Annotated in this window: 22 protein-coding genes and 1 pseudogene; 16 read left to right on the top strand and 7 right to left on the bottom strand. The window is 61.9% G+C overall.

Annotated elements, in window-relative coordinates; translation table 11 throughout:
- Nucleotides 1–177 precede the first annotated feature (177 nt).
- From PSH91_RS18135 to PSH91_RS18110, 6 genes are all read left to right on the top strand, one after another.
- Nucleotides 178–3,462 (top strand): transporter substrate-binding domain-containing protein, encoded by a 3,285-nt coding sequence (locus tag PSH91_RS18135; RefSeq protein WP_305466367.1) that lies wholly within the window; start codon nucleotides 178–180, stop codon nucleotides 3,460–3,462.
- Between the two features lie 128 nt (nucleotides 3,463–3,590).
- Nucleotides 3,591–4,025: a response regulator gene (locus PSH91_RS18130; protein WP_139049544.1), complete on the top strand. Its 435-nt coding sequence runs from the start codon at nucleotides 3,591–3,593 to the stop codon at nucleotides 4,023–4,025.
- Nucleotides 4,026–4,140: 115 nt separating this feature from the next.
- Nucleotides 4,141–4,755, top strand: coding sequence for a response regulator transcription factor (locus PSH91_RS18125; RefSeq protein WP_047229283.1), 615 nt, complete (start codon nucleotides 4,141–4,143; stop codon nucleotides 4,753–4,755).
- 180 nt (nucleotides 4,756–4,935) lie between these two features.
- Nucleotides 4,936–5,802 (top strand): pirin family protein, encoded by an 867-nt coding sequence (locus PSH91_RS18120; RefSeq protein WP_047229282.1) that lies wholly within the window; start codon nucleotides 4,936–4,938, stop codon nucleotides 5,800–5,802.
- A 180-nt stretch (nucleotides 5,803–5,982) separates the two neighbouring features.
- A complete protein-coding gene (locus PSH91_RS18115) occupies nucleotides 5,983–7,425 on the top strand; it encodes a mechanosensitive ion channel family protein (RefSeq protein ID WP_047229281.1) in 1,443 nt (480 codons plus the stop codon).
- A 111-nt stretch (nucleotides 7,426–7,536) separates the two neighbouring features.
- On the top strand, nucleotides 7,537–7,977 hold the full coding sequence (locus PSH91_RS18110) for a carboxymuconolactone decarboxylase family protein (RefSeq protein WP_047229280.1): 441 nt from the start codon (nucleotides 7,537–7,539) through the stop codon (nucleotides 7,975–7,977).
- 12 nt (nucleotides 7,978–7,989) lie between these two features.
- Here PSH91_RS18110 and PSH91_RS18105 read toward each other — a convergent pair whose 3' ends face one another.
- Nucleotides 7,990–8,754: a helix-turn-helix transcriptional regulator gene (locus PSH91_RS18105; RefSeq protein WP_173406740.1), complete on the bottom strand. Its 765-nt coding sequence runs from the start codon at nucleotides 8,752–8,754 to the stop codon at nucleotides 7,990–7,992.
- A 95-nt stretch (nucleotides 8,755–8,849) separates the two neighbouring features.
- Here PSH91_RS18105 and PSH91_RS18100 point away from each other — a divergent pair, with 95 nt between their 5' ends.
- From PSH91_RS18100 to PSH91_RS18085, 4 genes are all read left to right on the top strand, one after another.
- Nucleotides 8,850–9,992, top strand: a complete 1,143-nt coding sequence (locus tag PSH91_RS18100) for an MFS transporter (protein ID WP_047229278.1) — start codon at nucleotides 8,850–8,852, stop codon at nucleotides 9,990–9,992.
- Nucleotides 9,993–10,162: 170 nt separating this feature from the next.
- The gene (locus PSH91_RS18095; RefSeq protein WP_047229277.1) at nucleotides 10,163–10,663 is read left to right on the top strand and encodes a sigma-70 family RNA polymerase sigma factor; all 501 of its coding nucleotides are present in this window, start codon (nucleotides 10,163–10,165) and stop codon (nucleotides 10,661–10,663) included.
- 37 nt (nucleotides 10,664–10,700) lie between these two features.
- Nucleotides 10,701–11,684 carry a FecR family protein gene (locus tag PSH91_RS18090; protein WP_305466362.1) on the top strand — a complete coding sequence of 328 codons (984 nt, stop codon included), beginning with the start codon at nucleotides 10,701–10,703 and terminating at the stop codon, nucleotides 11,682–11,684.
- A gap of 98 nt (nucleotides 11,685–11,782) precedes the next feature.
- Nucleotides 11,783–14,221: a TonB-dependent receptor gene (locus PSH91_RS18085; RefSeq protein WP_305466360.1), complete on the top strand. Its 2,439-nt coding sequence runs from the start codon at nucleotides 11,783–11,785 to the stop codon at nucleotides 14,219–14,221.
- 194 nt (nucleotides 14,222–14,415) lie between these two features.
- On the opposite strand, the gene PSH91_RS18080 is transcribed toward PSH91_RS18085, so the two are convergent.
- On the bottom strand, nucleotides 14,416–15,567 hold the full coding sequence (locus PSH91_RS18080) for an MFS transporter (RefSeq protein ID WP_305466359.1): 1,152 nt from the start codon (nucleotides 15,565–15,567) through the stop codon (nucleotides 14,416–14,418).
- A gap of 177 nt (nucleotides 15,568–15,744) precedes the next feature.
- Between PSH91_RS18080 and PSH91_RS18075 the strand changes: the two genes are divergently transcribed.
- Nucleotides 15,745–16,737: a diaminopimelate epimerase gene (locus PSH91_RS18075; RefSeq protein WP_160891267.1), complete on the top strand. Its 993-nt coding sequence runs from the start codon at nucleotides 15,745–15,747 to the stop codon at nucleotides 16,735–16,737.
- A 125-nt stretch (nucleotides 16,738–16,862) separates the two neighbouring features.
- Here PSH91_RS18075 and codA read toward each other — a convergent pair.
- The 5 genes and pseudogenes from codA to PSH91_RS18050 form a co-directional block, all read right to left on the bottom strand.
- Nucleotides 16,863–18,112 (bottom strand): annotated as a pseudogene (gene codA, locus PSH91_RS18070) (cytosine deaminase).
- A 14-nt stretch (nucleotides 18,113–18,126) separates the two neighbouring features.
- A complete protein-coding gene (codB, locus tag PSH91_RS18065; RefSeq protein WP_305466358.1) occupies nucleotides 18,127–19,398 on the bottom strand; it encodes a cytosine permease in 1,272 nt (423 codons plus the stop codon).
- 171 nt (nucleotides 19,399–19,569) lie between these two features.
- Nucleotides 19,570–20,400 carry an alpha/beta fold hydrolase gene (locus PSH91_RS18060; RefSeq protein WP_305466357.1) on the bottom strand — a complete coding sequence of 277 codons (831 nt, stop codon included), beginning with the start codon at nucleotides 20,398–20,400 and terminating at the stop codon, nucleotides 19,570–19,572.
- Nucleotides 20,401–20,478: 78 nt separating this feature from the next.
- Nucleotides 20,479–20,835: a 6-carboxytetrahydropterin synthase QueD gene (gene queD, locus PSH91_RS18055; protein ID WP_047229269.1), complete on the bottom strand. Its 357-nt coding sequence runs from the start codon at nucleotides 20,833–20,835 to the stop codon at nucleotides 20,479–20,481.
- A gap of 83 nt (nucleotides 20,836–20,918) precedes the next feature.
- Nucleotides 20,919–21,998: a patatin-like phospholipase family protein gene (locus PSH91_RS18050; protein WP_305466356.1), complete on the bottom strand. Its 1,080-nt coding sequence runs from the start codon at nucleotides 21,996–21,998 to the stop codon at nucleotides 20,919–20,921.
- Nucleotides 21,999–22,161: 163 nt separating this feature from the next.
- Between PSH91_RS18050 and PSH91_RS18045 the strand changes: the two genes are divergently transcribed.
- The 5 genes from PSH91_RS18045 (at nucleotide 22,162) to PSH91_RS18025 (ending at nucleotide 26,321) form a co-directional block, all read left to right on the top strand.
- Nucleotides 22,162–22,467 carry a PepSY domain-containing protein gene (locus PSH91_RS18045; protein ID WP_047229267.1) on the top strand — a complete coding sequence of 102 codons (306 nt, stop codon included), beginning with the start codon at nucleotides 22,162–22,164 and terminating at the stop codon, nucleotides 22,465–22,467.
- Entirely contained in the window at nucleotides 22,467–22,778 is a 312-nt protein-coding gene (locus tag PSH91_RS18040) for a PepSY domain-containing protein (RefSeq protein WP_047229266.1), read from the top strand. Before PSH91_RS18045 ends, PSH91_RS18040 begins: the two co-directional genes overlap by 1 nt.
- Nucleotides 22,778–23,446, top strand: coding sequence for a response regulator transcription factor (locus tag PSH91_RS18035; protein ID WP_076383909.1), 669 nt, complete (start codon nucleotides 22,778–22,780; stop codon nucleotides 23,444–23,446). Before PSH91_RS18040 ends, PSH91_RS18035 begins: the two co-directional genes overlap by 1 nt.
- Nucleotides 23,443–24,756: an ATP-binding protein gene (locus tag PSH91_RS18030; RefSeq protein ID WP_305466354.1), complete on the top strand. Its 1,314-nt coding sequence runs from the start codon at nucleotides 23,443–23,445 to the stop codon at nucleotides 24,754–24,756. Before PSH91_RS18035 ends, PSH91_RS18030 begins: the two co-directional genes overlap by 4 nt.
- A 248-nt stretch (nucleotides 24,757–25,004) precedes the next feature.
- Complete coding sequence (locus PSH91_RS18025) at nucleotides 25,005–26,321, top strand: Na+/H+ antiporter family protein (protein ID WP_160891366.1); 1,317 nt, start codon at nucleotides 25,005–25,007, stop codon at nucleotides 26,319–26,321.
- Nucleotides 26,322–26,452: the final 131 nt, after the last annotated feature.

The following is a 26,452-nucleotide window of genomic DNA, read 5'->3' as shown; positions in this document are numbered from 1 at the left end:
GAAATTCTTCAGAAACTTCCTACACTCACCTCACGTGTCCTGTCTTTCAGGCAGGCGCGTTGACGGTTCGCTGTTCCCTCGCTTTGGCAGTCTGAACCCATCAGCCGGTCTCCCTGACTTGACGTGAAGTCGGGGGTGTTCCGGGCCGACTACGCCAAACGAAACAACCTGAGCCAAATGACGCTGTTCTTACGCACAGGCCTGGTGGCGCTGTTGCTGGGCTTATCAAGTGTGACGCCGCAGGTTGGCGCGGCACCTGAGTCGCTGCAAGTGCTCGGGCGCTCCAGTGTGAGCGACTATTCGGTATCCCTGGGGGAGGCCGACTGGAACTGGCTACGCGGCAAGGGAACGTTGCTGTTGGGTGCCTCGGCGCCGGATTACGCACCGTTCGGTATCACCAGCAATGGCCGCGACTATGAAGGCCTCACTGCTGACTATGCCCAGTTGCTGGGGCAGATGTTGCACGTCGATGTGCGGGTGCAGCGTTACGCGTCACGGGAGGCATCGCTCCAGGCGCTGCGCAGCGGTGAGATCGACATGCTCGGCACGGCCAACGGCTTCGAAGCCAGCGACCCGGCGTTGGCGATGTCCCAGGCCTATGCCGATGACCTGCCCACCCTGGTGGCCCGCGTCGCGGATAGCCAGGACTTGCCCACGGACCTGGCGGGCATGCGCGTGGCGATGCTGTATCACTATTTGCCCACCGAGACAGTCAAGGCGTTTTATCCGGATGCGGCCTTGCAGTTATACCCCTCGACCTTGAGCGCTATCGGCGCTGTGGCGTTTGGGCAGGCCGACGTTTACCTGGGGGATTCGATCAGCTCCAATTACCTGATCAGCAAGAACTACCTGAACAACGTCCAACTGGCTGATTTCTCACGCATGGAAGTACAGCCGTTCGCCTTTGCGGTCAGCCGCGAGAACGCACGCCTGCTGCGCATTATCAATGCCGCGCTACAAGCTATCCCCGCCAGTGAACGCATGAGCATCCTGCGGCGCTGGAGCGCTGGCGGTGCGAGCATACCCGGTCAGCAACCCCTGCATTTCAGCGTCAAGGAACAGCGTTGGCTGAATGCACATCCGCGGATCACAGTGGCCGTCAACCAGAACTTCCCGCCACTCACGTTTATCGATGAACAAGGCCATTTGCGTGGTATCAGCGCCGATGTGCTGGCCCGGATCAGCCTGCGCACCGGCCTGAAGTTCGATATCCAGCGGGGTAACTCGCTTCATGATGTGATCGGGCGCGTCAGAAGCGGTCGGGCCGACGTACTGGCCGCCGCTCCACCGAGCACCGAGCTTGAGGGGGCGTTGCGTTTTACCCGGCCCTACCTGAGCAATCCGTTCGTGCTGGTGGCACCCTTGAGGGGCAAGGTCCCGTTGACGTTGGACCAGATGGAGGGCAAACGCCTGGCGCTGATCCGGGGCAATGTGCTGCGTGAGTATCTGCTGGAACAGTTTCCCCGGGTGCACCTGGTGCCGGCTGAAAACGCGGCGGATGCGATGTCCATGGTCGCCGCCGGCACAGTGGACGGCGCGGTCAATTCGCTGATCAGTGCCCGCTATATGATTTCCCGCCAGTACCGCGGCAAACTGCAAATCACCAGCACCGTGGGAACGTTTCCGGAGAGCGTGGCCCTGGCGACTCATCGTGATGCGCCGGAGCTGCATTCGATCCTGGACAAGGCGCTGCTGAGCATTTCTCCCGAAGAAATGGACGAGCTGACCAATCGTTGGCGCAGTGAAGTGGTGATCGACGACAACTACTGGTTGCGCAACCGCACCACCATCGTCCAGGGGTTCGCCATCGCCGCGCTGCTGTTGCTGCTGGCATTGGGGTGGGTCGTTTACCTGCGGCGTCTGCTGGAACAGCTGCGCGTGGCCAAGCAAAGCGCCGATGATGCCAACCGGGCCAAGACCACTTTCCTGGCGACCATGAGCCATGAAATCCGCACCCCCATGAACGCGGTGATCGGCATGCTGGAGCTGGCCCTGAAAAAAGCTGACCAGGGTGTCATGGACCGGTTCGCCATCGAAGTCGCGTCGGGCGCCGCTCGCGGCATGCTCGACTTGATCGGTGACATCCTCGACATTGCCCGCATCGAGTCAGGCAGGTTGTCGCTGACCCCGCAGCGGGCCAACCTGCGGGAACTGATCGAGTCGGTGGCACGGATCTTTGAAGGCCTGGCCTGGCAGAAACAACTGCACTTACAGCTTGAACTCGACGCCGCGATCAACCGCGACGTATTGATTGATCCGTTGCGTTTCAAGCAGATCGTGTCGAACCTGCTGAGCAACGCCATCAAGTTCACCGACCAGGGGCAGGTGCGCTTGAGTGTGCGAGCCGCACCGGGCGATGACGCGCAGTGCCTGCCGATCCGCTTGCGCGTCGAAGACACCGGCTGTGGTATTTCGGCCGAGGATCAGCGCCGCCTGTTCAGCCCCTTTACCCAGGCCAGCAACAACACCCAGTCGGCCCGCAGCGGCTCCGGGTTGGGGCTGGTGATCAGTCGCACGCTCTGCGAAATGATGGGCGGCACCCTGACGTTGAGCAGCGTGCCGGGGGAGGGCACGCAGATTGAAGTTCTGCTGAGCTTGCCGGCGCTCGATGCCTTGGCTCAAGCGCCGTCGGCGCAAGTCGAGGCGCTGGCACCGGTGCGGGCGCTGAACATTCTGGTGGTGGACGACTACCCGGCCAACCGTTTGCTGCTGTCCCAGCAACTGAGCTATCTGGGCCATCGCGTCCGCGAAGCCGACGATGGTGTCCAGGGGGTGCGCGCCTGGCGTGCTGAACGATTCGATGTCGTCATTACCGACTGCAACATGCCGTTGATGAGCGGCTACGAACTGGCCCGGGCCATTCGCGAGGCGGAGCGGGCCGAGGGTTTGTCGCCGGGGGTGATCCTGGGTTTCACGGCCAATGCCCAGCCCGAGGAAAAGGCCCGCTGTGTCGAGGCCGGCATGGACGATTGCCTGTTCAAACCCATCAGCCTCAAGGAACTGAACACCTGCCTGGCTTCGGTCACGCAGGATTGCGCCGCAGTGCCCGATGAGCGGGTGCCTGCGCCGACCACCGGCGACATCGACTTGAGCAGCCTTGAACTATTGAGCGCAGGTGACACGGGCTCAATCAAAAAACTGCTAGTGGAAATGGTCAACAGCAATGCCGAAGACCTGGCGCAATTGATGCGTCTGCTCGCCCGACAAGACCTGCCAGGGCTGGCGGATCTGGCGCACCGGGTCAAGGGTGGCGCGCTGATGATCAGGGCCCAGCGGCTGATTGCCGCTTGCGAAGCCCTGGAAAGTGCCTGCCGTGGCGGCGACCGGTCGTTGCTCGCCGCCGCGGTGGATGACGTGCGCCAAGCCATGGAGCACCTGACTGAACGACTGGAGGCCTATGTGGCGGGGGAGCTTGCTCCCGCTGGGGCGCGAAGTGGTCCCCGCGGGTCTTCTCATGGATAAGCGAGCCGCGTAGTCATCCCGAAGCTACATGCGAAGTACCTTTTTCCTCCCTTTTTTGGGATTCGTCCTACAGCGCCTCTCAAAAGCTTCCTCTAGCCTGACGCCCCTTAACGATTGGGATGCCTGTCATGCCGAACAAAGCATTACGTATCATGATTGCCGACACGCAACATGCTCATCGAATGAGGCTTGAGCACCTGTTCAATCAACAGGGTTATTTTCGGATCGCCCCCGTGAGTGGCCTGCAGGAGCTGTTGACGCTGGTGGAATACGGCAGCGAGCCGTTCGACCTGGTCGTGGTCAATGCCGGCCTGGCCAAGGGCGCGCTGAACCTGCACGATTTCATTCTCGATAACCCCCAGCTTCGTCACGCGATGATTTACAACACACCACAGGTCGGCCTGTCCTCGGCGGCGGTCGCGCGGCGGCCGGGCATGCACTTGAGCCCGGCCCAGTTGCCTGACCTTGCGTCACTGGCAAGTCTGATGGAGCGGATTGATCCCCAGGCCAGCGAGTTGACGCGACCCTGGCTTCGCCCTCTCAGGCAAGGTCACGCAGGGTGAAGCTGCACCGTTGGTCGGCACTGTCAGACCTGACAGGTGGCATGGCCCGGCGCCTGTGCAACAGTCCGAAGCAGTCATGGCATCGGCGCCGTTTGCATTTACGTGGGGAGTTGCCTTGAAAGACGTATTGATCGTGGATGACCACCCTGTCATACGAGGGGCATTGCGGCTCATTTGCCAGAACGAGGGGTTTACCGGAGTCAGGGACGCGAGCGGTGTCGCCGACGCCAGGGCGTTGATCAAGGAAAAGGCCCCAGACCTGGTGATTCTGGACCTGGTGATGAACGGATTCGATGGCATGGATCTGTTGGTCTGGATCATGACCCAGTTCCCAGAGTGCGGGGTGCTGGTATTCACTTCCCAGGACGCGCAGCACTTCTGCAACCGCTGCATCTCGGCCGGAGCCAGGGGCTTTGTGACCAAGAAAAGCGACCTGAAAGAACTGATCAAGGCCATTCATGCGCTGAAATCCGGCTACTCCTATTTCCCTCAAATGCCAGTCAGGCTGGATTTTCAACAACGCACTGAACAGCAGACCCTGGAAAGTCTCTCGACCCGCGAGCTATCCATTCTGCGAATGCTGGCCATGGGAATGCGCGGCAAGGACATCGCCGAGGCCTTGTTCCTGAGTCCGAAAACCGTCAGCACCTACAAGACCCGTCTGCTGGAAAAACTCGGACTCAAGACGCTGGTGGGTCTGTCGGATTTCGCCAAGCGCAATCATTTGTGATCCCTGTGTGCGGGCTCATTGCAGCCCCGTGCGATGGCATATCAGTGAAGTTGGGGGGCGATCGTTCTCTCTATAGAACGCTAAGACTGATTTTTGCAGTCTAGTGCGGCTGCGTTCGTGGTTTTAATCTGTGTCCATCGAATCGCAACGTCTGATTCGCAACACGATTGGAGCCACCGCATGAAAAACATCATCGGCGTCTACACCAGCCCCCGAGCCCATTGGGTCGGTGACGGCTTCCCGGTTCGCACGCTGTTTTCCTACGACAACCTGGGCAAGCACATCAGCCCGTTCCTGCTGCTGGACCACGCCGCTCCCACGCAATTCGAACCCACCGCCGAGCGTCGCGGTGTTGGCCAGCACCCTCATCGCGGTTTCGAAACCGTGACCATCGTCTACCAGGGCGAACTGGAACACCGGGATTCCACTGGCAGCGGCGGCAAGATCGGCCCTGGCGACGTGCAATGGATGACGGCGGCTTCCGGGATCATTCATGAAGAGTTCCACTCCGAGGACTTCGCTCGGCAAGGCGGGTTCATGGAGATGGTCCAGCTGTGGGTCAACCTGCCCGCCAAGGACAAAATGGCCCCAGCCGGCTACCAGACAATCCTCAAGAGCGACATTCCGAGCATCGACCTGAAGGACAACGCTGGCAGCCTGCGCTTGATTGCCGGCCGCTTCGAGGGGCATCAGGGCCCGGCGAAGACGTTTACGCCCATCGATGTCTGGGACATGCGTTTGAATGCCGGGAAAAACCTGACCCTCGACGTACACGAGGGCCACAACACCGCACTGGTGGTGCTGCGAGGCACGGTTCAGGTCAACGGTCGCGAGCGGGTCGAGGCCGGGCAACTGGCGTTGTTCGACCGGGCCGGCGAGCAGTTGCACCTGCACGCCAATCACGACGCGGTGGTGTTGCTGCTCAGCGGCGAGCCCATCGACGAACCCATCGTCGGTCATGGCCCGTTCGTGATGAACAGCGAGCAGGAAATTCACCAGGCCTTCAACGATTTCCACTCCGGTCGTTTTGGCGCGATGGACGACTGACCAGAGACAAGTCCTGTGGGAGCGAGCCTGCTCGCGATAGCGGTCTGACAGTCGATGCATCATTGACGGATACGCCGCAATCGCGAGCAGGCTCGCTCCCACATGAGTTTCTGCGGTGCTCTCTACGCCGTGTTCAATTTGTGCCAATCTTCGCCCCATGACCTTCCTGGAGCTGTCGCGATGCTGTCTCTGATCTCCGATCACCCACTGCTGAGTGCCTTGGTGCTGTTGGTGCTCGACATTCTGCTGTGGCGGCTGGTCAGCGCTGATCGGACTTATTGGAAGATCGGCGGGCGGCTGCTGATTTTTTCGTTGTTCAGCGCGCTGCTGTTCAACGAAGGCCTCAACCCCCTGCAACCGGCGCAGTGGGTTGACGACGTGCCACGCCACTTGGCGGCCACCGGTTTACAAATTGCCTGGTGGCTGTTCGCTGCGCGGACCCTGACGGTGATGATCGGCGCGGTGATGATGCAACGGGTGGGTCATACCGGGCGGCTCTTGCAGGATTTGATCGGTGCGGTGATCTTCCTGATCGCCGTCATCGCTGCCCTGGCGTATGTGCTGGACTTGCCGGTCAAGGGCGTCCTGGCAACCTCCGGTGCGATGGCGATCATCGTCGGCCTGGCCTTGCAGAGTACCCTCAGTGACGTGTTCTCCGGGATCGTGCTCAACACCACCAAGCCCTATCAAGTCGATGACTGGATTTCCATCGATGGCACCGAAGGCCGGGTCACCGACATCGACTGGCGCGCCACGCGGTTGCAGACCGCCCAGGGCAGCATGGCGGTGATTCCCAACTCCTTGGCGGCCAAGGCCAAGATCGTCAACTTCAGCCGGCCCAGCGATGTCCACGGGTTATCCATCAGCATCCCGGTCAGCCCGCATGCACGGCCACAAACCGTGATCGATGCGCTGGAGCGGGCGATGATTGGTTGTCGTTCCCTGCTTGCCAGCCCGGCTCCCTGCGTGACACTCAAGAGCACCGGCAGCACCGGGGCGGAATATGAAATCAGCGGGTTCGTCGCGTCCATGGGCCAGAAGCGCGAGGTGCGCAATCAGTTGTTCGACCTGGCGTTCCGGCATTTGCAGGCATCGGGCGTAAGCCTGTTGTCCACCAGCGAAAGCGCGTCCACCAATGGCGTGTCGCGGCCCCGTGCGTTGCTGGAAAGCTCGAGCATTTTCTCCACCTTGCGCCAGGATGAGAAAGACACCTTCAGCCAGAACATGACCCTGCAGACCTTCCGCGCCGGCGACATGATCCTGCCGGCCGGGGAGGTCAGCGATCATTTGTTCATCATCGAGTCCGGGGTGGTCAGCGTGACCTTGTTTCGTAACGGCCAGCCGTTCGAGGCCGGACGCATGGGGCCGGGAGAGGTTATTGGCGAAGCCGGGATCGTTTCCGACCAGGCCGCGCTGGCGAACTTTTCCGCCAAGACCTTCTGCACCCTTTATCGCATCGAGAAGAGCTACCTCAAACCCTGCCTGGACGCTCGCCGCGACATCAATGACGCGATGAAGAACCTGCTGGACGTGCGCATGCACCTGGCCCAGAACCTGACCCGCGACGTTCCCAAACCGGTGGCCAAGAAGCGCTTCCTGCAATGGTTGCGCAGTCGGGCCTGAGCAAGTATCAAGGGCGTGCATTGGCCCCCCGAACTTCCCAATAATTGGCTATTTGTACCGCGCCACCGCGAGGCTAACGTAGCGCCACACCCAATTGTTCTGGAGTTCACCATGCAACCGCGTATCGATTTCTACACTGCCTCCCCTGAAGCTTTCAAAGCCATGCTGGCGTTCGAAACCGCTGTTTCGAAACTGGGCCTGGAAAAATCCCTGCTGGAACTGGTCAAGCTGCGTTCCTCGCAAATCAACGGTTGCGCCTTCTGCATCGACATGCACACCGCCGATGCCCGCAAGGACGGCGAGACGGAGCGTCGCCTGTATGCCGTGACCGCCTGGCGCGAAGCCCCGTTTTTCACCCCTCGCGAACGCGCCGCGCTGGCCTGGACCGAAGCGCTGACCCGCTTGAGCGACACCCATGCGCCAGACGCCGACTACGAACTGCTGAACCAGCATTTCACGCCCAAGGAAATGGTCGACCTGACCGTGGCAATCAACGCCATCAATGGCTGGAACCGCTTGGCGGTGGGCTTTCGCAAGATGCCTGAGGCGTGAGTCCACCGGCAATCAATCCAGATAGGTCCTCGGTGTACGACCGGTCATGTGCTTGAAATAGGCGATGAAAGCGCTGTCACTGGCAAAGCCCAGTTCAAAGGCGCTGTAGCTCAGGCTGCGACCAGTGGCGAGCAGTTCAATGGCGCGCATCAGGCGCCATTGCTGGCGCCACTGTTGATAACCCATGCCGGTTTCCCGTTGAAAGATCCGTCCGATGGTTCGGCCGCTGGCACCGATCTTTTGCTCCAGCACCGCCAATGTTGGTGGCAGGTGGTCCAGGGTTGTGAGCAAAGGCGCGAGGCGTTTGTCCTGAGGCAGCGGTAGCAGCATCGGCTGTTCTGCCGCCTCACGGATTTCGTTCAGGCACAACCCCAGCAAGTGCAGGTTGCGACCTTGGGTCCAGTCGCTGTCGAACGCCGCGTCGGTGATCGGCTCGAGTACAGCGTGCAGCAGCGGCGAGACCTCAATGACGCAAACGCGTGAAGGCAGGTCCGCGCACAGCGTCGCCGTCAGGTAGATCGATCGGTAATCCACGCTCTGCTGCATCACCGCCCGATGGGGCGTCAGCGGTGGAATCCAGGCAGCTCGCGACGGGGGCAGCAGGCACAGCTGTTGCGCCAGTGTGATGCGCGCGCAGCCCTGTCGCGTAAATAGCAGTTGCCCGCGTTGATGCTGGTGTAGGCCAGAATCGTGGTGCCCCAGCGTCGCTGCAATGCCGATGACCGGCGCGCTATGACAGTCGGGGTCGAACCGGGCGTGAGCGCCGAGCCAAGCCATAAGTTGTCCGATTTCAAGGATCAGTTGTCAGGCTTTGGATAATACGACAGTCCTGGCTTCGTAGACTGCTCGTCGTTTTTCTAACGAGCGTGCCCATGACTTCTCGTCCGTTCCTCGGCCTGGCGATTGCCTTGGTGATGTTTCCGCAAATTGCCCAGACCCTCTATAGCCCTGCATTGGCAGACATCAGCCTGACCTTTGCCGTCAGCGCCGAAATGGCGGCGCAGATGTTGTCCGTATTTTTCCTGGGATTCGCCTTGGGTGTGGTGGTGTGGGGGGGCGTCTGTGACCGCATCGGCCGAAGGCCCGCCATGCTGGGTGGGTTGGCGTTGTATGCGCTAGGGACGGTGCTGGGCCTGAACGTCGACACCTTCGACGCATTACTGGCCGTCCAGGCTCTGGCTGCGTTTGGTGCGGCGGTCGGTTCGGTGGTCACCCAGACGATTCTGCGTGATCGCTACCAGGGCGCGGAACTGGGCAAGGTTTTTTCGATGATTGGCATTCCCCTCGCGGCCAGCCCGGCGATCGGTTTGTTCAGCGGTGCCAGCCTGGTTCGCTTCTTTGGCTATCAAGGCACACTCGGTGGCCTGTTGATGCTGTCGCTGATTCTACTGTGGTGGAGCGCGCGATCCTTGCCCGAGACGCTTGAGGGCAGTGTCCCGCCGCAACCCTTGTTGACGACTCTGTGGCGCATGCTGAAGGACCCGGACATCTGGCGCTCGTCGTTTTTGGTGGCGGCATTCAACGTCGCCCTGTTCAGCTACTACAACCTCGCTCCGTTCCAGTTCGAACGGCTCGGGTTGAGCCCTGAGCTGTTCGGCTACAGCGGGGCGATTCTGGCGTTGGGTTCGGGTCTGGGGGCGTGGCTGAACAAGCGTCTGCTTGCACGGGGTTTCGACGGCTCTCAGTTATCGGCTGTTGCGGCGATCGTGCTGCTGATGGGGGGGATAAGCGTTCAGGGCCTGCTCGACAGCGCTGGTTTTGTTGTGGCGATGCTGTTGATTGTCCTGGCGTTTGGCATGGCGATACCCAACGTGCTCGGTGCGGCATTGGTACGCTACGGTGATTGCCTGGGCACCGCTGGCGCGCTGTTTGGCCTGTTCTATTACTTGCTGATAGGAGGCGCGTTGATGCTAGCAGCCTGGTTCCAGGCGCTGGGCTGGACCCTGATTCTGTGCGGCTCACTGGCGGTGTGCCTGACGGTTCACCTGATGTGGGAGCGAGCCTGCTCGCGATGACGGTGTATCAGTCAACATCAATGTTGAGGGTCAGTCCGCAATCGCGAGCAGGCTCGCTCCCACAGGATTGTCTTAAGTTTGAAAGCTTCGGACGACAGGCACTGCAATAGGTTTGCTTCGGCTTAATAGGAAGCATTACTATTCACGCTCCGTCCTTACAGCGCAGTGCGATGACCCCCAAGCCGCCCCGCAGACCTGGCTTTTTCGAGCATTACGAAGAGTTGATCGGCACCTGGACCCGTCGTCTGCGCAATCGCCAGCAGGCCGAGGACCTGGCTCACGATACTTTCGTGCGGGTGCTCGAGTCCGATTCGGCTGATGTCCAGCAGCCGCGGGCCTATTTGCACCAGACGGCGCGCAACATTGCAGTGGATGGCTATCGGCGCGAAGATCGGCGGGGCGCCATGGAGGAGGTGGCGCTCGATCACAGCCAGTCGCTTTCGGGCGACCCGGAGCACTACATGCACGCGATCCAGTTGGCGGACTCCATCGAAAGGGCACTGGCCGAGCTGCCGGCCAATTGCCGTACGGTGTTTGTCTGGCAGAAGATCGAAGGCTTGACCCAGGCGGAAATCGCCGAGCGCCTGGGCTTGTCAAAAAACATGGTGGAAAAGTATATGATCCGCACCCTGCGGCATCTGCGCGATCGTCTGGACGGGGCTGGCCAATGATCCGTCGTTATCTTCCACCCGAGCCACAGGACCTTCCATGATGGATAACCGTGAATGCCCGTGCGGGCAGAACCGGGTTCGCGACGAGGCGGCGCAATGGTTCGTACGCTTGCAAGCTCCCGTCATGGGTGTCGATGAGCGCCAGCGTTACGAAGCCTGGCTGGACGAACATTCTAATCACCGCGACGAAATTCTACTTCTGCAGGGGATCTGGAGCGCCACGGATCTGCTGCCCAAGGAACGTCTGCAAGCGTTGTGCGAACCACCCGCCAAACGTCCCCAGCGTCGACCGCTGCTGCGCTTCGCCGTGGCCGCCGGGCTGTTGGCGATGGCGGTCGGGCTGGGGTTGTTCAGCGGCTTGGGTGCTTCCAGCGATTACAGCGCTGAATTTGCTACGGCCCTGGGCGAGCGCCGGCACATCGCGCTGCCGGACGGTTCGGTGATCGACCTCAACAGCCACAGCCGCGTGCGTGTTCAGTTCGTCCACCATCAACGGCGCGTGGAACTGGCCGAAGGCGAGGCGTTGTTTCGCGTCGAGCATGACGCTGGCCGGCCGTTTACGGTGGAGGCGGGCAACGGCCGGGTGACGGTGACCGGAACGCGCTTCGATGTGCGCCGCGATGCCGACTCAACCCGGGTGGCGGTGGAGCAGGGCAGTGTCAAGGTCCAGGGGCGCGACGCGGCGCAGGCCGAGTTCGTCAGCCTCACGGCCGGCCTTGGTACCCGTATCGATGCGCAGGGCAAGGTCGCCGCACCTTATGGCATCAACGCCGATGAACTCACCGCTTGGCGCCACGGCAAACTGGTGTTCAACAACGCTCCCTTGAGCGAAGTCGTCCAGGAGGTTTCCCGTTATCGCGCTAAACCCCTGCGCGTCGGCAGCGCGGCGGTGGGCAACTTGCGCCTGACCAGCGTGTTTCGTGCCGATAACCCCGAGGCGCTGCTCAAGGCTTTGCCCAACATCCTGCCGGTGGCCGTGCGCACCCTGGATGACGGCAGCCAGGAAATAATTGCGCGGTAAATTCAGGTTTTTTTCGAGTTCTTCGTCTTCTTGTCCAACTGCAACTGGTTTGCATTAACAGACGCGTATTCTTGCGATTCAACAGGACAAGGTTCGACGTGAAAACCACCTTCAAAAACAACAACCGCGCCCCCGCCCGCTGGCTGCCGCTGGCCCTGACCCTGGCCGTCAGTGCCGCATTGCCCCAGGCCTTCGCCGATCAGGCGGCCACGTCCATTCACATCCAGGCGCAGCCGCTGGGCCAGGCCTTGAGCCAGCTCGGCCAGCAGACTTCTTTGCAGGTGTTCTTCAGCCCGGAGCTGGTGGCCGGCAAGCAAGCCCCGGCGGTGGACGGCAACTTGTCCCCAGAAGCGGCCCTGGGCCAACTGCTGCAAGGCAGCGGCCTGCAATACCAGATCAATGAAGGTTCGGTGACCGTGCTGCCGGCGCCCTCGGCGTCCACTGGCGGCCCGCTGGAACTGGGGGCCACCGACATCCAGGTGGTCGGTGACTGGCTCGGCGATGCCAATGCCGAAGTGGTGCAGAACCATGCCGGCGCGCGCACGGTAATCCGCCGCGAAGCGATGGTGGAGCAGGGGGCCATGAACGTCGGCGATGTGCTGCGGCGCGTGCCGGGGGTGCAGGTGCAGGATGCCAATGGCACCGGCGGCAGCGACATCTCCCTGAACGTCGGCGTGCGCGGTCTCACTTCGCGCCTGTCGCCCCGTTCCACGGTGCTGATCGACGGCGTGCCGGCGGCGTTTGCGCCTTATGGTCAGCCGCAACTGTCCATGGCGCCGATTTCTGCGGGCAACTTGGACAGCATCGACGTGGTGCGCGGCGCCGGGTCCGTGCGTTACGGGCCGCAGAACGTCGGCGGCGTGATCAACTTCGTGACCCGCGCGATTCCGGAAAAAGCCACCGGTGAAATCGGCACCACCCTGGAAACCTCCCAGCGCGGCGGCTGGAAGCACATCGACAGCGCTTTTCTCGGCGGCACGGCCGATAACGGCATGGGCGTTGCGCTCCTGTATTCGGGGGTCAACGGTAATGGCTATCGCCGCAGCAACAACGACAATGACATCGACGACGTCATCCTCAAGACCCATTGGGCGCCCACCGAGGTGGATGATTTCTCGCTGAACTTCCATTACTACGACGCCAAGGCTGACATGCCCGGCGGCCTGACCCAGGCGCAATACGACGCGGACCCGTATCAGTCCGACCGTGACTGGGACAACTTTGCCGGCCGGCGCAAGGACGTGTCGTTCAAGTGGATCCGCGAGATCAGCGAACGCACCCAGGCCGAAGTGCTGACCTATTATTCCGACAGCTACCGTGGCAGCACCATCGCCTCCCGGGACCAGCGCAACCTGGCGTCCTACCCGCGTACTTACTACACCTTCGGCATCGAACCGCGGGTGTCCCATGTGTTTGACCTGGGCTCGACCACCCAGGAAGCCAGCGTCGGTTATCGCTACCTCAAGGAAGGCATGCACGAAGAGGCCAGTCGCCTGGCGCTGCGCGATAACCAGCCGGTGGTGCGGCCGGGGTCCGATGGTCACGTCTATCAGGACCGCACTGGTGGCACCGAAGCCCATGCGGTCTACATCGATGACAAGATTGATGTCGGCAAGTGGACCATCACCCCGGGCATCCGTTTCGAACGCATCAGCACCCAATGGCACGACCGCCCGGTGCTCGACACCGACGGCAGTCCGGTACAGGAAAAACGCCGCAGCATCGACAGCAACGAACCGCTGCCGGCCTTGAGCGTGATGTATCACCTGTCCGATGCCTGGAAGCTGTTCGCCAACTACGAGACGTCGTTCGGCAGCCTGCAATATTTCCAGCTCGGCCAGGGCGGCGACGGCAACAACACCGCCAACGGCCTGAACCCGGAAAAAGCCAAGACCTACGAGATCGGTACCCGCTACAACGATGACGTGTGGGGCGGGGAAGTGACGCTGTTCTACATCGACTTCGACGACGAGTTGCAGTACATCAGCAACGATGTGGGCTGGACCAACATGGGCGCCACCAAGCACCAGGGCCTGGAAGCCTCGGTGCGCTACGACATGGCCGCGCTGGACCCACGCCTGGAAGGCCTGAGCGCCAATGCCGGTTTCACCTACACCCGCGCAACTTATGAAGGTGATATTCCAAGCTTCAAGGGCCGTGACCTGCCGTTCTACTCGCGTCAGGTGGCGAACCTGGGGTTGCGTTATGAGATCAATCGCTGGACTTACAACCTCGGTGCCTTTGCCCAGTCCAAGCAACGCTCACCCGGCAACAGCGTGAACCCCGACGGCAGCTTCAGCGACGATTACATCACCGACGGCAGCGCCGATGGACGCTACGGTGACATGCCGGGTTACGTGCTCTGGAACGTGCGCGCTGGCTACGACTTCGGATCGCAACTATCGAACCTGAAGGTCGGCGCCGGGGTGAAGAACCTGTTCGACCATCAGTACTACACCCGCTCCAGCGACAACAACTCGGGCATCTATGTCGGCGCACCGCGTACGTTTTTTGTGCAGGCGAGCGTGGGGTTCTGATGAAAAACCAGGATTGACGCGTACTCCTGTGGCGAGGGGATTTATCCCCGTTGGGCTGCGCAGCAGACCCAAAGCGGCAGACTCAATCTGCCTGACACACCGAGTTGGTGATTTTAGGGCTGCTTCGCAGCCCAACGGGGATAAATCCCCTCGCCACAGATAAATCTCCTTTCCACAGAGAGGGGTGTAACGCCTCAAACCTTCAACACTTTCCCACTGACCGCCACCGCCACCAACGACAGCGCGATCAACCCGAACGCAAAGCTCAGGCTGCTGCCATGGGCGACGAATCCGATCAGCGCCGGGCCTGCGAGGATGCCGGCGTAGCCGATGGTGGTGATGGCCGGTACGGCGATCGCTTCAGGCATCAGCGTCTGCTTGCCGACCGCGGTGTACAACACCGGCACGATGTTCGAACACCCGGCCCCGACCAACGCATACCCCAACAGCGCCGCCTGCCACATCGGCGCCAGGGTCGCCAGCAGGAACCCGGCCGCAGCGGTCGCGCCGCCGTAGATAATCACGCGTCTGGCGCCCAGGCGATGCACCACCGAATCCCCCGTCAAGCGGCCAACGGTCATGGTCAGCGCGAACGCGGCATAACCGAGCCCGGCATAGGCGGTTTCCACTCCACGCTCGGCCGTCAGAAATACCGCGCTCCAGTCCAGCACCGCGCCTTCGGCCAGGAATACGATGAAACACAAGATGCCGATAAACAGCACCACGCCGTGGGGAATGGCAAACGCCGGGCCCGAACTTTCACTGCCATAGGGCAGCAGATGCGGCGCCGCCTTGAACAGCGCCACCAGCAACAGTGCATTGACCACCAGCGTCGCCCCCAGGGGCGAAAGGCCGAGGCCGAGCAGCGCGCTCACACCGGCCGCGCCAATGATCCCGCCGAGGCTGAACATGCCGTGAAAACCCGACATCATGGTCTTGCCGCTGGCCCGCTCGACGATCACCGCCTGCAGGTTGACGGTCGAGTCCACGGTGCCGAGGCCGGCGCCAAACAAAAACAAGGCTGCCACCAGCCAGGGCAAAGACGTCATCGTTGCCAGCGCGGGCAAGGCCAGGCAGATCAGAATCGTGCCGCCACTGAGCACCCGCCGGCAGCCAAATCGCGCCGCCAGTGCGCCGGAAATCGGCATCGCCAGAATCGACCCCACCCCAAGGCACAACAGCAGCAACCCGAGAGTGCCTTCGTCCAGGTTCGCCCGCACCTTGGCGTACGGCACCAGCGGCGCCCAGGCCGCGATCCCGACACCGGCGATGAGATAGGCAATGCGGGTGGACATCTGTTCCAGGCGTCCGGGGATGAAGGTTGGCGGTGGGGGAATGGCAGTCATGAAACGTCCTTGGTTTGGCGAGGCGATGGTGCGGGCGGGCCCTATGCTTGCACATCCACTGACCGCGCCGCGACCTCAAGGTGCCGAAGAGATGCGTGGGTGGCAAGCACGCTTTGCCTGCACAGCCTTGGCCGGAATAAAGTACCGGCTTTCGCTGGCTGAATCCGGGTCTGGTCCATGACGCAGTTCTATGATGCACGGGGCAATATTTATGGCGTGGTCTCACCGCAGCAGGTCCGTGCCCAAGGCATTGACCTGCCGCCGACAGCCGCCCAGGCTGCCCAGGCCCGCCAGGCCTGGACCCGCGCCGCAGTGCAGGCCTTCTGTAGTTGGGCGCCGGGTCAGGCGCCGCCGGATGCCAAGGCCCATTGCAGCGATGGTCTGCTGATCGGCCCGTTCCAGAATGAGCCACCTTTTGACCTGTTGATCGTCAACACCGACGGGACCCTGGCCGAGCGCAGCGGCAATGGCCTGACGATTTTCTCCCAGGCGCTCAAAGAGCAAGGTTTGATGCCGAGCGACGGCGAATGTGTGCTACAGGTTCATCACGACAAACGTGAAGGCGTGTCACCGCTGCAAACGGCGGTCCGCGTAGCGGAGTTCGAAGGTCTCTCGGGTTTCTGGCTGGACTTGGGAAAACCACTTTTCGGCCCCGGCGCTGTCGCGGCTCAAGGCGTGCAAAGCGTGATCGTCAACCAGCGCGAAGTCAGCCGTGTGGCTGCGCTTCATGCTTTGAATCCGGCCTGGGGCAGCAGTCAGTTCGTGAACATTGGCAACCCGCACTGCGTGACCCTGGTGGACAGCGCCGAGGCGTTGCCAAGTAACCCGCAGATGCGTGCCCCAGCGTTGGCCCAAAGCCTGACGCGCATTGCCTATGCGCCGCCCGGTGGGTCCGGGATTCCCTGCCCGGCGGGGGTGAATCTGCAGTGGGCCTGGCGCCAGGCCGAAGCAAGCATTGCCGCGCGGATTTTTGAACGAGGGGAAGGTCCCACCGCTTCTTCGGGCACCAGTGCCAGTGCGGTGGCGTGCGCCGCGTGGCGAGTGGGTTGGGTGACGGCGGGGGCGGTGAGTGTGGTGATGCCGGGTGGCACTGCACCGATTCTGCTGGAGGAGCAGGCGGGTGAGCTGCTGCGGGTCAGGTTGTTTGGTGTTGCGCGGTCTGTGTCATAGACGATCTGCGCCGCAGCCAATGACGCCATCGCGAGCAGGCTCGCTCCCACATTCGATCTTCAGCGGGCACAAAAATGCGCGTACGGCGCCGCTCCACTGTGGGAGCGAGCCTGCTCGCGATGACCTCAACCTGGCTGAACCGCAAACTCCACCATCGGCATCTGCCGCTTCATCAGCACTTCGCCATTGCGAATGGAGTAAAGCGGTAGGCCCTGGCTGCGGATCACTTCGTAGTCACTGTCGGCCGAGAGGATCAGCAGATTCGCCGGGCGCCCGGTTTCCAGGCCGTAGCGCTCGCCCAGGGCCATGGCCTTGGCGCTGTTATCAGTGACCAGGTCCAGGGCGCTTTGCAGGTTGCGGTAACCCAGCATGTGGCAGATGTGCAGGCCAGCTTCCAGCACCCGCAGGATATTGCCGTTGCCCAGGGGATACCACGGGTCGACGATGGAGTCCTGGCCGAAGCACACGTTCATCCCCGCTTCGAGCAATTCGTTGACTCGGGTGACGCCGCGGCGTTTAGGGAAGTTATCGAAACGTCCTTGCAGGTGGATGCTTTCGGTGGGACAGGAAACGAAGCTGATGCCCGAGTGCCCGAGCAGGCGAAACAGCTTGGCGCAGTAGGCATTGTCATAGGAGCCCATGGCCGTGGTGTGTGGCTGGCGGTGACGCGGGCGCCCATGTCGCGGCTGCGGGCTTCTTCGGCCAGCACTTCGAGAAAGCGCGAGTGCGGGTCGTCGGTCTCGTCGCAATGCACGTCCACCAGGCAACCGGTGCGCTCGGCCAGGTCCATCAGGAATTTCACCGAGCTTACGCCTTGATCCCGGGTGTACTCGAAATGCGGAATGCCGCCCACCACGTCGGCACCCATTCGAATTGCTTCCTCCATCAGTTCGCGGCCGTTGCGGTAGGACTCGATGCCTTCCTGGGGAAACGCGACGATCTGCAGGTCGATCAGGTGACGACTTTCCTCACGCACTTCAAGCATGGCTTTGAGGGCGGTGAGGTCAGGATCGGTGACATCGACATGGGTGCGCACATGCTGGATGCCATGGGCGGCCAATGCCTGGATGGTTTTTTTGGCGCGGGTCTTGGTGTCTTCCTGGGTGATGGTGGCCTTGCGCTCGCCCCAGCACTCGATGCCCTCGAACAGCGTCCCGCTCATGTTCCAGCGGGGTTCGCCGGCGGTGAGGGTGGCATCCAGATGAATGTGCGGTTCGACGAACGGCGGCACCACCAGATTACCGCCGGCGTCGAGGTCTTGCGAGCCGAGGCTCGGGGCTTCGGTCTGGCGTGCAATGCTGGCGATCAGGCCGTTTTCCAGGTGCAGTTCATGCAAGCCTTCGCGGTTGCGCAGGCGGGCGTTGATGATGTGCATCAAGCGAGTCCTTCTCAAAGATCTTGGAGGGGGGTATCGGTGGCGCGAATTCCCAATAGGCCGATCAATATCACATACGTTAGCGCGCCGGTGGCGATTCCTACCAGTGGCGCAACCCAAGGCGAAGTGAACGCCGCGAGGGTGCCTGCGCCGTACGCAAACAGCCCCGGCCAGTTGAAGGCTGGCAGCTGCGCTTGGGCCAGACGCGGATAGCGGCCGCGCCAGCGGAAGAAGAAATCGGCCATGATCACTCCGCCAATCGGCGGGATCACCGTGCCCAGCAAAATCAGGTAAGGCACCAGCAGATCGTACATGCCCACCAGGGCCAGCAGTGTGCCGATCGCCGCGCCGCCCAGGGTCACGGTTTTGCGCCGACGGGTGCGCAGCAGGTTGCAGCCGGCCACGGCAAAGTTATAGATGGTGTTGTCCTGGGTGCTCCAGATGTTGAGCAGCAGCATCGCCATCGCCGCCATGGCGAAGCCTTGCAACAGCAGCACTTCCACCACGTCCGGCTGTTGATAGACGATGGCTCCGTAGGCGCCGATCAATACCATCAGGCCGTTGCCGATGAAAAAGCCGATCAGGCTCGCCAGCACCGCGATCTTCGCCGAGCGGGAAAACCGCGTCCAGTTGGTCGCCTGGGTGGCACCGCTGACGAACGTGCCGAACACCAGCGTGATGGCGGTGGACCAATCGAGGCTGCCCGTCGGCACCACCGCCAGCAACCCATCCAGGCCACCGACCTTTACCGTCGCGACCCACATCGACAACATCAGCAACAACATCATGGTCGGCACGGCGATGTACGACAGGATCTCGAGCCCGCGATAACCAATGTAGGCGGTGACGCAGAACCCCAGGCCGAACAGCACCATCAGCCCCAGCACGGTGCCTTCGTTCAAATGAAAATACTTGCCCAGTACCACCGCCGCCGTCGCCGTGCCCCAGGCGTACCAGCCGATCTGGGTGAAACCCAGGATCAAGTCGCTGAGCTTGCTGCCCACCTCACCGAAACAGAAGCGACCCATCAGCACCGAATTGAGCCCGCTCTTGAAGGCGATATAACCCAGGCCGGCGGCGTACAGGCCCAACAGCAGATTGCCGATCACGATGACCGTGAGCATTTCGGCAAAACCGAACGCTACCCCCAGCTTGCCACCGGCAAACATCGTGGCGGTGAAAAAGGTGAAGCCCAGCAGCACCATGGCCGTGGAGGCCAGGCCCTTGCGGGCATGCATCGGGACTTCGCTCAAGGGATAGTCGTTGCCCGGATCGTTTTGAGTCATGCGGAGGTCCTTGCGCAGGAGGAAGATGTCGCAAGCGTGCAGCGCCCGTGCCAAGCGAGTGATCGCGAGGTTATTTATAGCCAATCCGTGGGATTGGGTAAGTGAAGAGAACGAAAGCGGTGCGGCGGTGGTTCAAGTTGGAACACAGTTTCCACTGCCTATGCGGTTTCTTCAGGTGGGAGAGTGCAGCGCTAGAAACCGCAACACTGCCGCGACGATGGCCTCCGGCGCGTCTTCCTGGACCAAATGCCCGGCATTGGGAACGGGATGAAACTGTGCGCCCGGTATCATCCGTTGCAACGCACGACCGCGTTCGATGGGGATCCACTGATCGTCCTCTCCCCAAAGGATCTGCGTCGGGCAGCGCACGGTTGCATACAGCGGTTCGACCTCGCGGGTATAGCGTTCGTCCATCTGCGCGATCTGCCGATAGAGCGCGGCCTGGCCGGTCTCGCCAAGCCAGGGCTGCACGTACGGCGCCAGTTCTTCATAGGGGATCTGCCTGTTGATCGCACCCCGGATATAGGTCGGTACGATGGCCCGCTGAATGTAATCGGGCAGGCCGCTGAACGCCGCTTCGTACTGGCGCACATGCTGGACAAAAGGTGAACCCCAGGGCGACAGCGCCACCGGATCGATCAGGGTCAGGCTGCGGTAGTGCTTGCCGTTGAGAAGGTGCGTGCGCAGGGCGGTTGCGCCACCAAAATCGTGGGCCACCACGTCCGGGCAATCCAGGCCCCAGTGGTCCAGCAACTGTGCGAGCAACTGGTTTTGCACACCGAGGGAAACGTCGGCGTCCGGTTGTGCGGATTGGCCGTAACCCAGCAGGTCAAAGTAATGCACCTTGCGAGTGGCCAAGAACAGCGGGGCGATTCGGTGCCACACGTAGGAAGAGAAGGGCGTGCCGTGGACAAACACCAGCGGCGGGCCGTCGCCGTGGACGGCGTAACGGATGCGGTGTCCGTTGAAGTCGTATTCGTGATCCAGGGGCCAGTGGCTCATGGTCGCGTCCTCTTGGCATGTTCGAGCCAAAAAGCATAGACACAAAAAAAGCCAATGCCACAGGTCCCTGTGGCCCGCTTACTCGCCGCGGTAGATGCAACCGCTGGTGCAGGTCTCATGGATGCGAATGGCACTGAGTTCCGGCAACAATGGCTTCAACTGTTCCCAGATCCACTTGGCCAGGACTTCGCTGGTGGGGTTTTCCAGGCCGGGGATGTCGTTGAGGTAGTTGTGGTCCAGGCGCTCGTAGAGCGGCTTGAAGATCGCCTTGATCTCCGAGAAGTCCCGAATCCAGCCGGTGTGCGGGTCGATGTCGCCGCTCAGGTGAATCGCCACTTTGAACGAGTGGCCGTGCAGGCGGCCGCACTTGTGACCGTCTGGCACGTGGGGCAGGCGGTGGGCGGATTCGAAGGTGAATTCTTTGAAAATTTCCACAGGTTCAGGCTCTTTAAGGTAGCGGTCGCGAGGCAGGCGGCGGAGTTTATCAGTTTGGTTCCGGCGTTGCGCGACCGTGCTGACTAAAGGGTCAGCAAACGCCCGCCCAGCCCACCGTTGGCCGCCAGTTCAAGGAACTCGTCACCGAGCCGGCGGCTTTCGTCCATCGCCGTGCGCCAGTATTTGCGGCGGCTGGTGTCATCGCCCATGAAACGCTTGAAGTCGTTACGGTCCGGCAGCTTGCCGAAGGGCAGGCGCGCCAGGTATTCACGGGACGGCGCCAGTAACAGCACGTCCTGCAGGCGCTCGACGTTCCCCCGGCGCCATGGCAGGCCCTTGTCGAACCAGCCGGGAATGACCCGGTCGGTGAAGTGCGGATACAGCACGATGTCTTCGCCGCTGTAGGGCAGGTCCAGGTGGTAGTCCAACAGGCCGCCGTCGCGGTAGGTGCCAACGCCGGCGCCGGGTAGGTCGCGCACGCCCTCCATCACCAACGGGATCGAGCCGGATGCCAGCAGCGCCTGGCGCAGATTACCGGCCTCCAGAGCGACGAAGCGTGACGGAAAGTCGTTCAACGGGTGCAACGGCGGCGCCCGGCGTGGGTCGTGGACGATCAGCCGTTCGAAATGCCGCGACAGGCGCGCTCGGCCCCGCAGGTTGTCGGCGATCACCGACGACAATCCCAGGCCGAGCCGCCCGCGATGATCCTGGGCCAGCAAACCGTGACTTTTGACCACCATGATATTGAGCCGGTAGTGCGGGTTTTCGAGGATCGACGTGTCGCGGCCCTGGAGCAGATCATCGAGCATGCGCTGCGAACTCTGGCTCACCCCGGCCATAGTCACGCCTTTGGCAAAGCTTTGCTCGTTGTACAAGGTGCCCAGGCGCCGGATCCCCTCGGCGGCATCCGGCAGGCAGGCGCTGGCGAAGCGCCAGGAGCCCACCGAAGCACCGATCAGCGAGCGCTCCCGGGGCGCGGCGGGCAGCCACTCGCCAAACAGCGCCAGGTCCAGCCCCTGAATGCCCAAGGCCTTGGGGCCACCGGCGGCGCCCGGCAGAATGCCGACATCGGCAGCGTTCAGGCCAGCCTGGCGAATGCGTGCCAGAGCACGAGGGCCGGCCTTGAGGGTCAGGGCAGGGAACTTGATGTGGATGGCGGTCATACCGGTCTCGAATGCTGCAACGGATAATTTAACGGCGTCAGCCCTGTGGCAGCGAGCAGGCTCGCTCCCACATTGATCTGTGTTCAATGATGGCAATTCAGTTTCAGTTAAGTTCGCCCCGATACAGTTCCCTGGTGAAGATTACAAAAAAAGGAGACAACCCATGAACCGCCTGACTGCCTTTTTCATCGTTACCCTGATGGCCATCAGTGGCCTGGCCAGCGCACGAGACCTCACGGCCGACGAAGCCCAAAAGCTGCAGGACGCTGGTACCATTCTGTCGGTTGAAAAACTCAACGCCACTGCCTTGTCCAAACACCCTGGCGCCACCTTGACCGATACCGAGCTGGAACAAGAATACGGCAAGTACATCTATCAGGTGGACTTGCGCGATGCCCAGGGCGTTGACTGGGAACTTGAATTGGACGCGGTTGACGGCAAGGTACTCAAGAATCATCAGGATCTGTAATGAAGCTTAATTTACGCCCCCGCAGCCGTTGGGGGCTGGCGCTGCTGGTGTTCTGTTCACTGGCCGTCGCCCGAGACCTGGACCAGGATGAGGCCCTGCAATTGCGGCAGCAGGGCGTGATCCTGCCCCTGGAACATTTGCTGCAACAGGCGCTGGATCGCCACCCCGGCGCCAAACTGCTGGAGGCCGAGCTGGAAGAAAAACACGGCGTCTATATTTACGAGGTCGAATTGCTGGCTACCGACGGCGTTGTGCGCGAACTGGACCTGGAGGCCGCGACCGGCCGTTTACTCAAAGATGAGGAAGACTGATGCGCCTGCTTCTGGTGGAAGATCATGTTCCCCTGGCCGACGAAGTGATGGCCGGGCTGACGCGGCAGGGTTACGCCGTCGACTGGCTCGCCGATGGCCGCGACGCGGTTTATCAGGGCAGCAGCGAGCCTTATGACCTGATCGTCCTCGATCTCGGCTTGCCGGGGGTGCCGGGGCTTGAAGTGTTGGCCCAATGGCGCGCGGGCGGCCTGAGCACGCCTGTGCTGATCCTGACCGCCCGCGGTTCCTGGGCCGAACGCATCGAAGGCCTCAAGGCCGGGGCCGACGATTACCTGACCAAACCCTTTCATCCCGAAGAGCTGCACCTGAGGATCCAGGCATTGCTGCGCCGCTCCCATGGCCAGGCCAACCAGCCGACGCTCCAGGCGGCCGGGCTGCATCTGGATGAAGGTCGCCAGTGTGTGAGCCGCGACGGCACCGAAATCCAACTGACCGCGGCCGAATTTCGCCTGCTGCGCTACTTCATGCTTCATCCTGAGCAAATCCTTTCCAAGAGCCATCTCGCTGAACACCTGTATGACGGTGAAACCGAGCGCGATTCCAATGTGCTGGAAGTCCATGTCAATCACTTGCGGCGCAAGCTGGGCCGCAGCGTGATCGAAACCCGTCGCGGCCAGGGTTACCTGTTCGGCGGGCAGGCGCAGTGAGATCGATCCAGCGGCGTCTGAGCCTGGGCCTGATCGGTGTGATGGTGGTGGTCGGCCTGGTTCTGGCGCAGACCAGTCTGTGGTTGTTCGAGCTGGGTCTGCAGCGGTATCTGGAGGCGGGGCTGCGCAACGACAGCGAGAACCTGCTAGTGGCCCTGGTGCGTGGTCCGCAAGGCCTGCAACTGGATGAACGACGCTTGTCGCCGGCTTATCTGCGACCGTTTTCCGGGCATTATTTCCGCATCGATTTTGCCGATACGCATTGGCGCTCCCGCTCCCTTTGGGACCAGGAGTTACCCCATCTCGACCATCCGGGGCTGCACAGCAACCTGCAACTGGGGCCTGAAGGTCAGAAACTGCTGGTCCTGCGTACCGACTATCGGCGTCTGGGCCAGGCGATTTCCATCAGCGTGGCCCAGGACTACACGCCCGTGCGGGACAGCTTCCTGCGCATGCAGCAGATCGGCCTGGGACTTGGGTTGGCGGGGTTGCTGTTGATTCTGTTGTTGCAACGCATCACGGTGCACCGCGCCTTGCGCCCGCTGGAAAAAGCCCGGGAGCAGATCGCCCAGTTGCAGCGCGGGCAGCGTTCGCAACTTGACGAACAGGTGCCGCGGGAACTGGAACCGCTGGTGGCGCAGATCAACCATCTGCTGGCCCACACCGAGGACAGCCTCAAACGTTCACGCAACGCCCTGGGCAACCTGGGTCACGCCCTGAAAACTCCACTGGCGGTGCTGCAAAGCCTGGCCTCGAATGAAAAACTCGACCCTTACCCCGAGCTGCGCAAGCTGTTGCTCGAACAACTGGAACAGGTCCGTCAGCGCCTGAACCGCGAACTCAACCGCGCCCGACTGTCCGGCGATGCCTTGCCCGGTGCCCATCTTGACTGCGACGCGGAACTGCCGGCGTTGCTGGCCACGCTGAACATGATCCATGGTGAGCACTTGCACTTGGCTTACGTCGCGCCGCCCGGCCTGCACCTGCCCTGGGATCGTGAAGATCTGTTGGAACTGCTGGGCAACCTGCTGGACAACGCCTGCAAATGGGCCGACGCGCAAGTGCGCCTGACCGTGAGCGAGACAGCCGAGGGGTTCAGCCTGGCGGTGGAAGACGATGGGCCAGGCATTCCCGCAGACCGCCGCGATCAGGTCTTCAGCCGCGGCACGCGGCTCGATGAGCAGACCGACGGCCACGGCCTGGGGCTGGGCATCGTGCGGGACATCGTCGACACCTGGGGCGGGACACTGGCGCTGGGCGACAGCGAGTGGGGCGGGCTGAAGGTCACGATCGGATTGCCTAAGCGCTGATCTCTGGTGGGAGCGAGCCTGCTCGCGATAGCGCCGGGTCAGCCACTTCAATATCAACTGACAGACCGCCATCGCGAGCAGGCTCGCTCCCACATTGTTTTGGGGCTGGACTCAAGATATCGGTGCGTTCCCGCTCTCATGCGGATATAAAACCCGCCGCATGACCCTTGCAGCTTCTCGCCGCTTCCTGCAAAGTCGCGACCTTTTTGTCCGGTGGCTCTCCATCGCTGTGCTTTGAGGTAATGATGATAAATGCAGTAATTGCCGCGGTTGGCGTGATGCTGGTGCTCAGTCTGTCCCGCGTGCATGTGGTGATCGCGCTGATTATCGGCGCTCTGGTGGGCGGTCTGACTGGCGGCCTGGGCATCGACGCCACGCTCAAGGCGTTCAATGCCGGCCTCGGGGGCGGGGCAACCGTGGCGTTGTCCTACGCTTTGCTGGGTGCTTTCGCCGTAGCGATTGCCAAGTCCGGCATGGCTCACGCCCTGGCCGACAAAGCCCTGGCCATGGTGGATCGCCAGGACGTCGCCGGTGGCTCGGGGGTCAAATGGGTCCTGATCGGCTTGCTGGGAACGGTAGCGGTCGCCTCCCAGAATATTCTGCCGATCCACATCGCCTTCATCCCGCTGTTGGTACCGCCGCTTCTTTATGTACTGACCAAGCTGCAGCTGGACCGCCGGTTGATTGCCTGCGTCATGACTTTTGGCTTGATCACGCCCTACATGTTCCTGCCGGTGGGCTTTGGCAACATCTTCCTCAACGAGATCCTGCTGGCCAACGTCGCCCGCAGCGGCGTGGACGTCAGTGACATCAACATCACCCATGCCATGGGCATTCCGGCGCTGGGCATGGTGTTTGGTTTGGTCATGGCGTTTTTCACGTATCGCAAAAAACGCATCTACGACCTGAAAACAATCGCCAGGGCCGAACAGGTGACCGTGCGCTACAACCCGTTGAGCCTGTTGGTGGCGGGACTGGCGATCGCGGCGGCGTTTGCCATTCAGCTCCTGCTGGATTCGATGATCATCGGTGCCCTGGTCGGGTTCCTGATTTTCTCGGTATCGGGGGTGGTGCGCTGGCGTGAAACCGACGACCTGTTCACCGAAGGCATGAAGATGATGGCGATGATCGGTTTCATCATGATCGCCGCCTCAGGCTTTGCCGAAGTGATGAAGGCAACAGGTGAAGTCCAGAGCCTGGTGGAAACCTCGGCGGCCTGGATCGGCCACAACAAGGGCATCGGCGCCCTGTTGATGTTGCTGGTGGGCTTGCTGGTGACCATGGGCATCGGTTCATCGTTCTCCACGGTGCCGATCCTGGCGACGATCTTCGTGCCGCTGTGCCTGCAATTGGGTTTCAGCCCGCTGGCGATCGTCTGCATCGTCGGCACCGCCGGAGCCCTGGGCGATGCCGGCTCGCCCGCTTCGGACTCGACCCTGGGCCCGACCTCCGGGCTGAACATCGATGGCCAGCACCACCACATCTGGGACACCGTGGTCCCGACCTTCATCCATTACAACTTGCCGCTGCTGGTGTTTGGCTGGGTGGCGGCGATGGTGTTGTAATCCGGGACCCAGTCGCCTTCATCGCGAGCAGGCTCGCTCCCACAGGGGTGTTCACAGGATATCCAATGTGAGAGCGAGCCTGCTCGCGATAAGGCCCCCAAAATCCAGCACCTCTTTAGCTGACCACTCGG

This window comes from Pseudomonas sp. FP1154, from assembly GCF_030687245.1.
Classification (GTDB): domain Bacteria; phylum Pseudomonadota; class Gammaproteobacteria; order Pseudomonadales; family Pseudomonadaceae; genus Aquipseudomonas; species Aquipseudomonas rhizophila.
The sequence above is the reverse complement of the archived record's forward strand: the minus strand, read 5'-3'. Positions and strand labels throughout refer to the sequence as shown.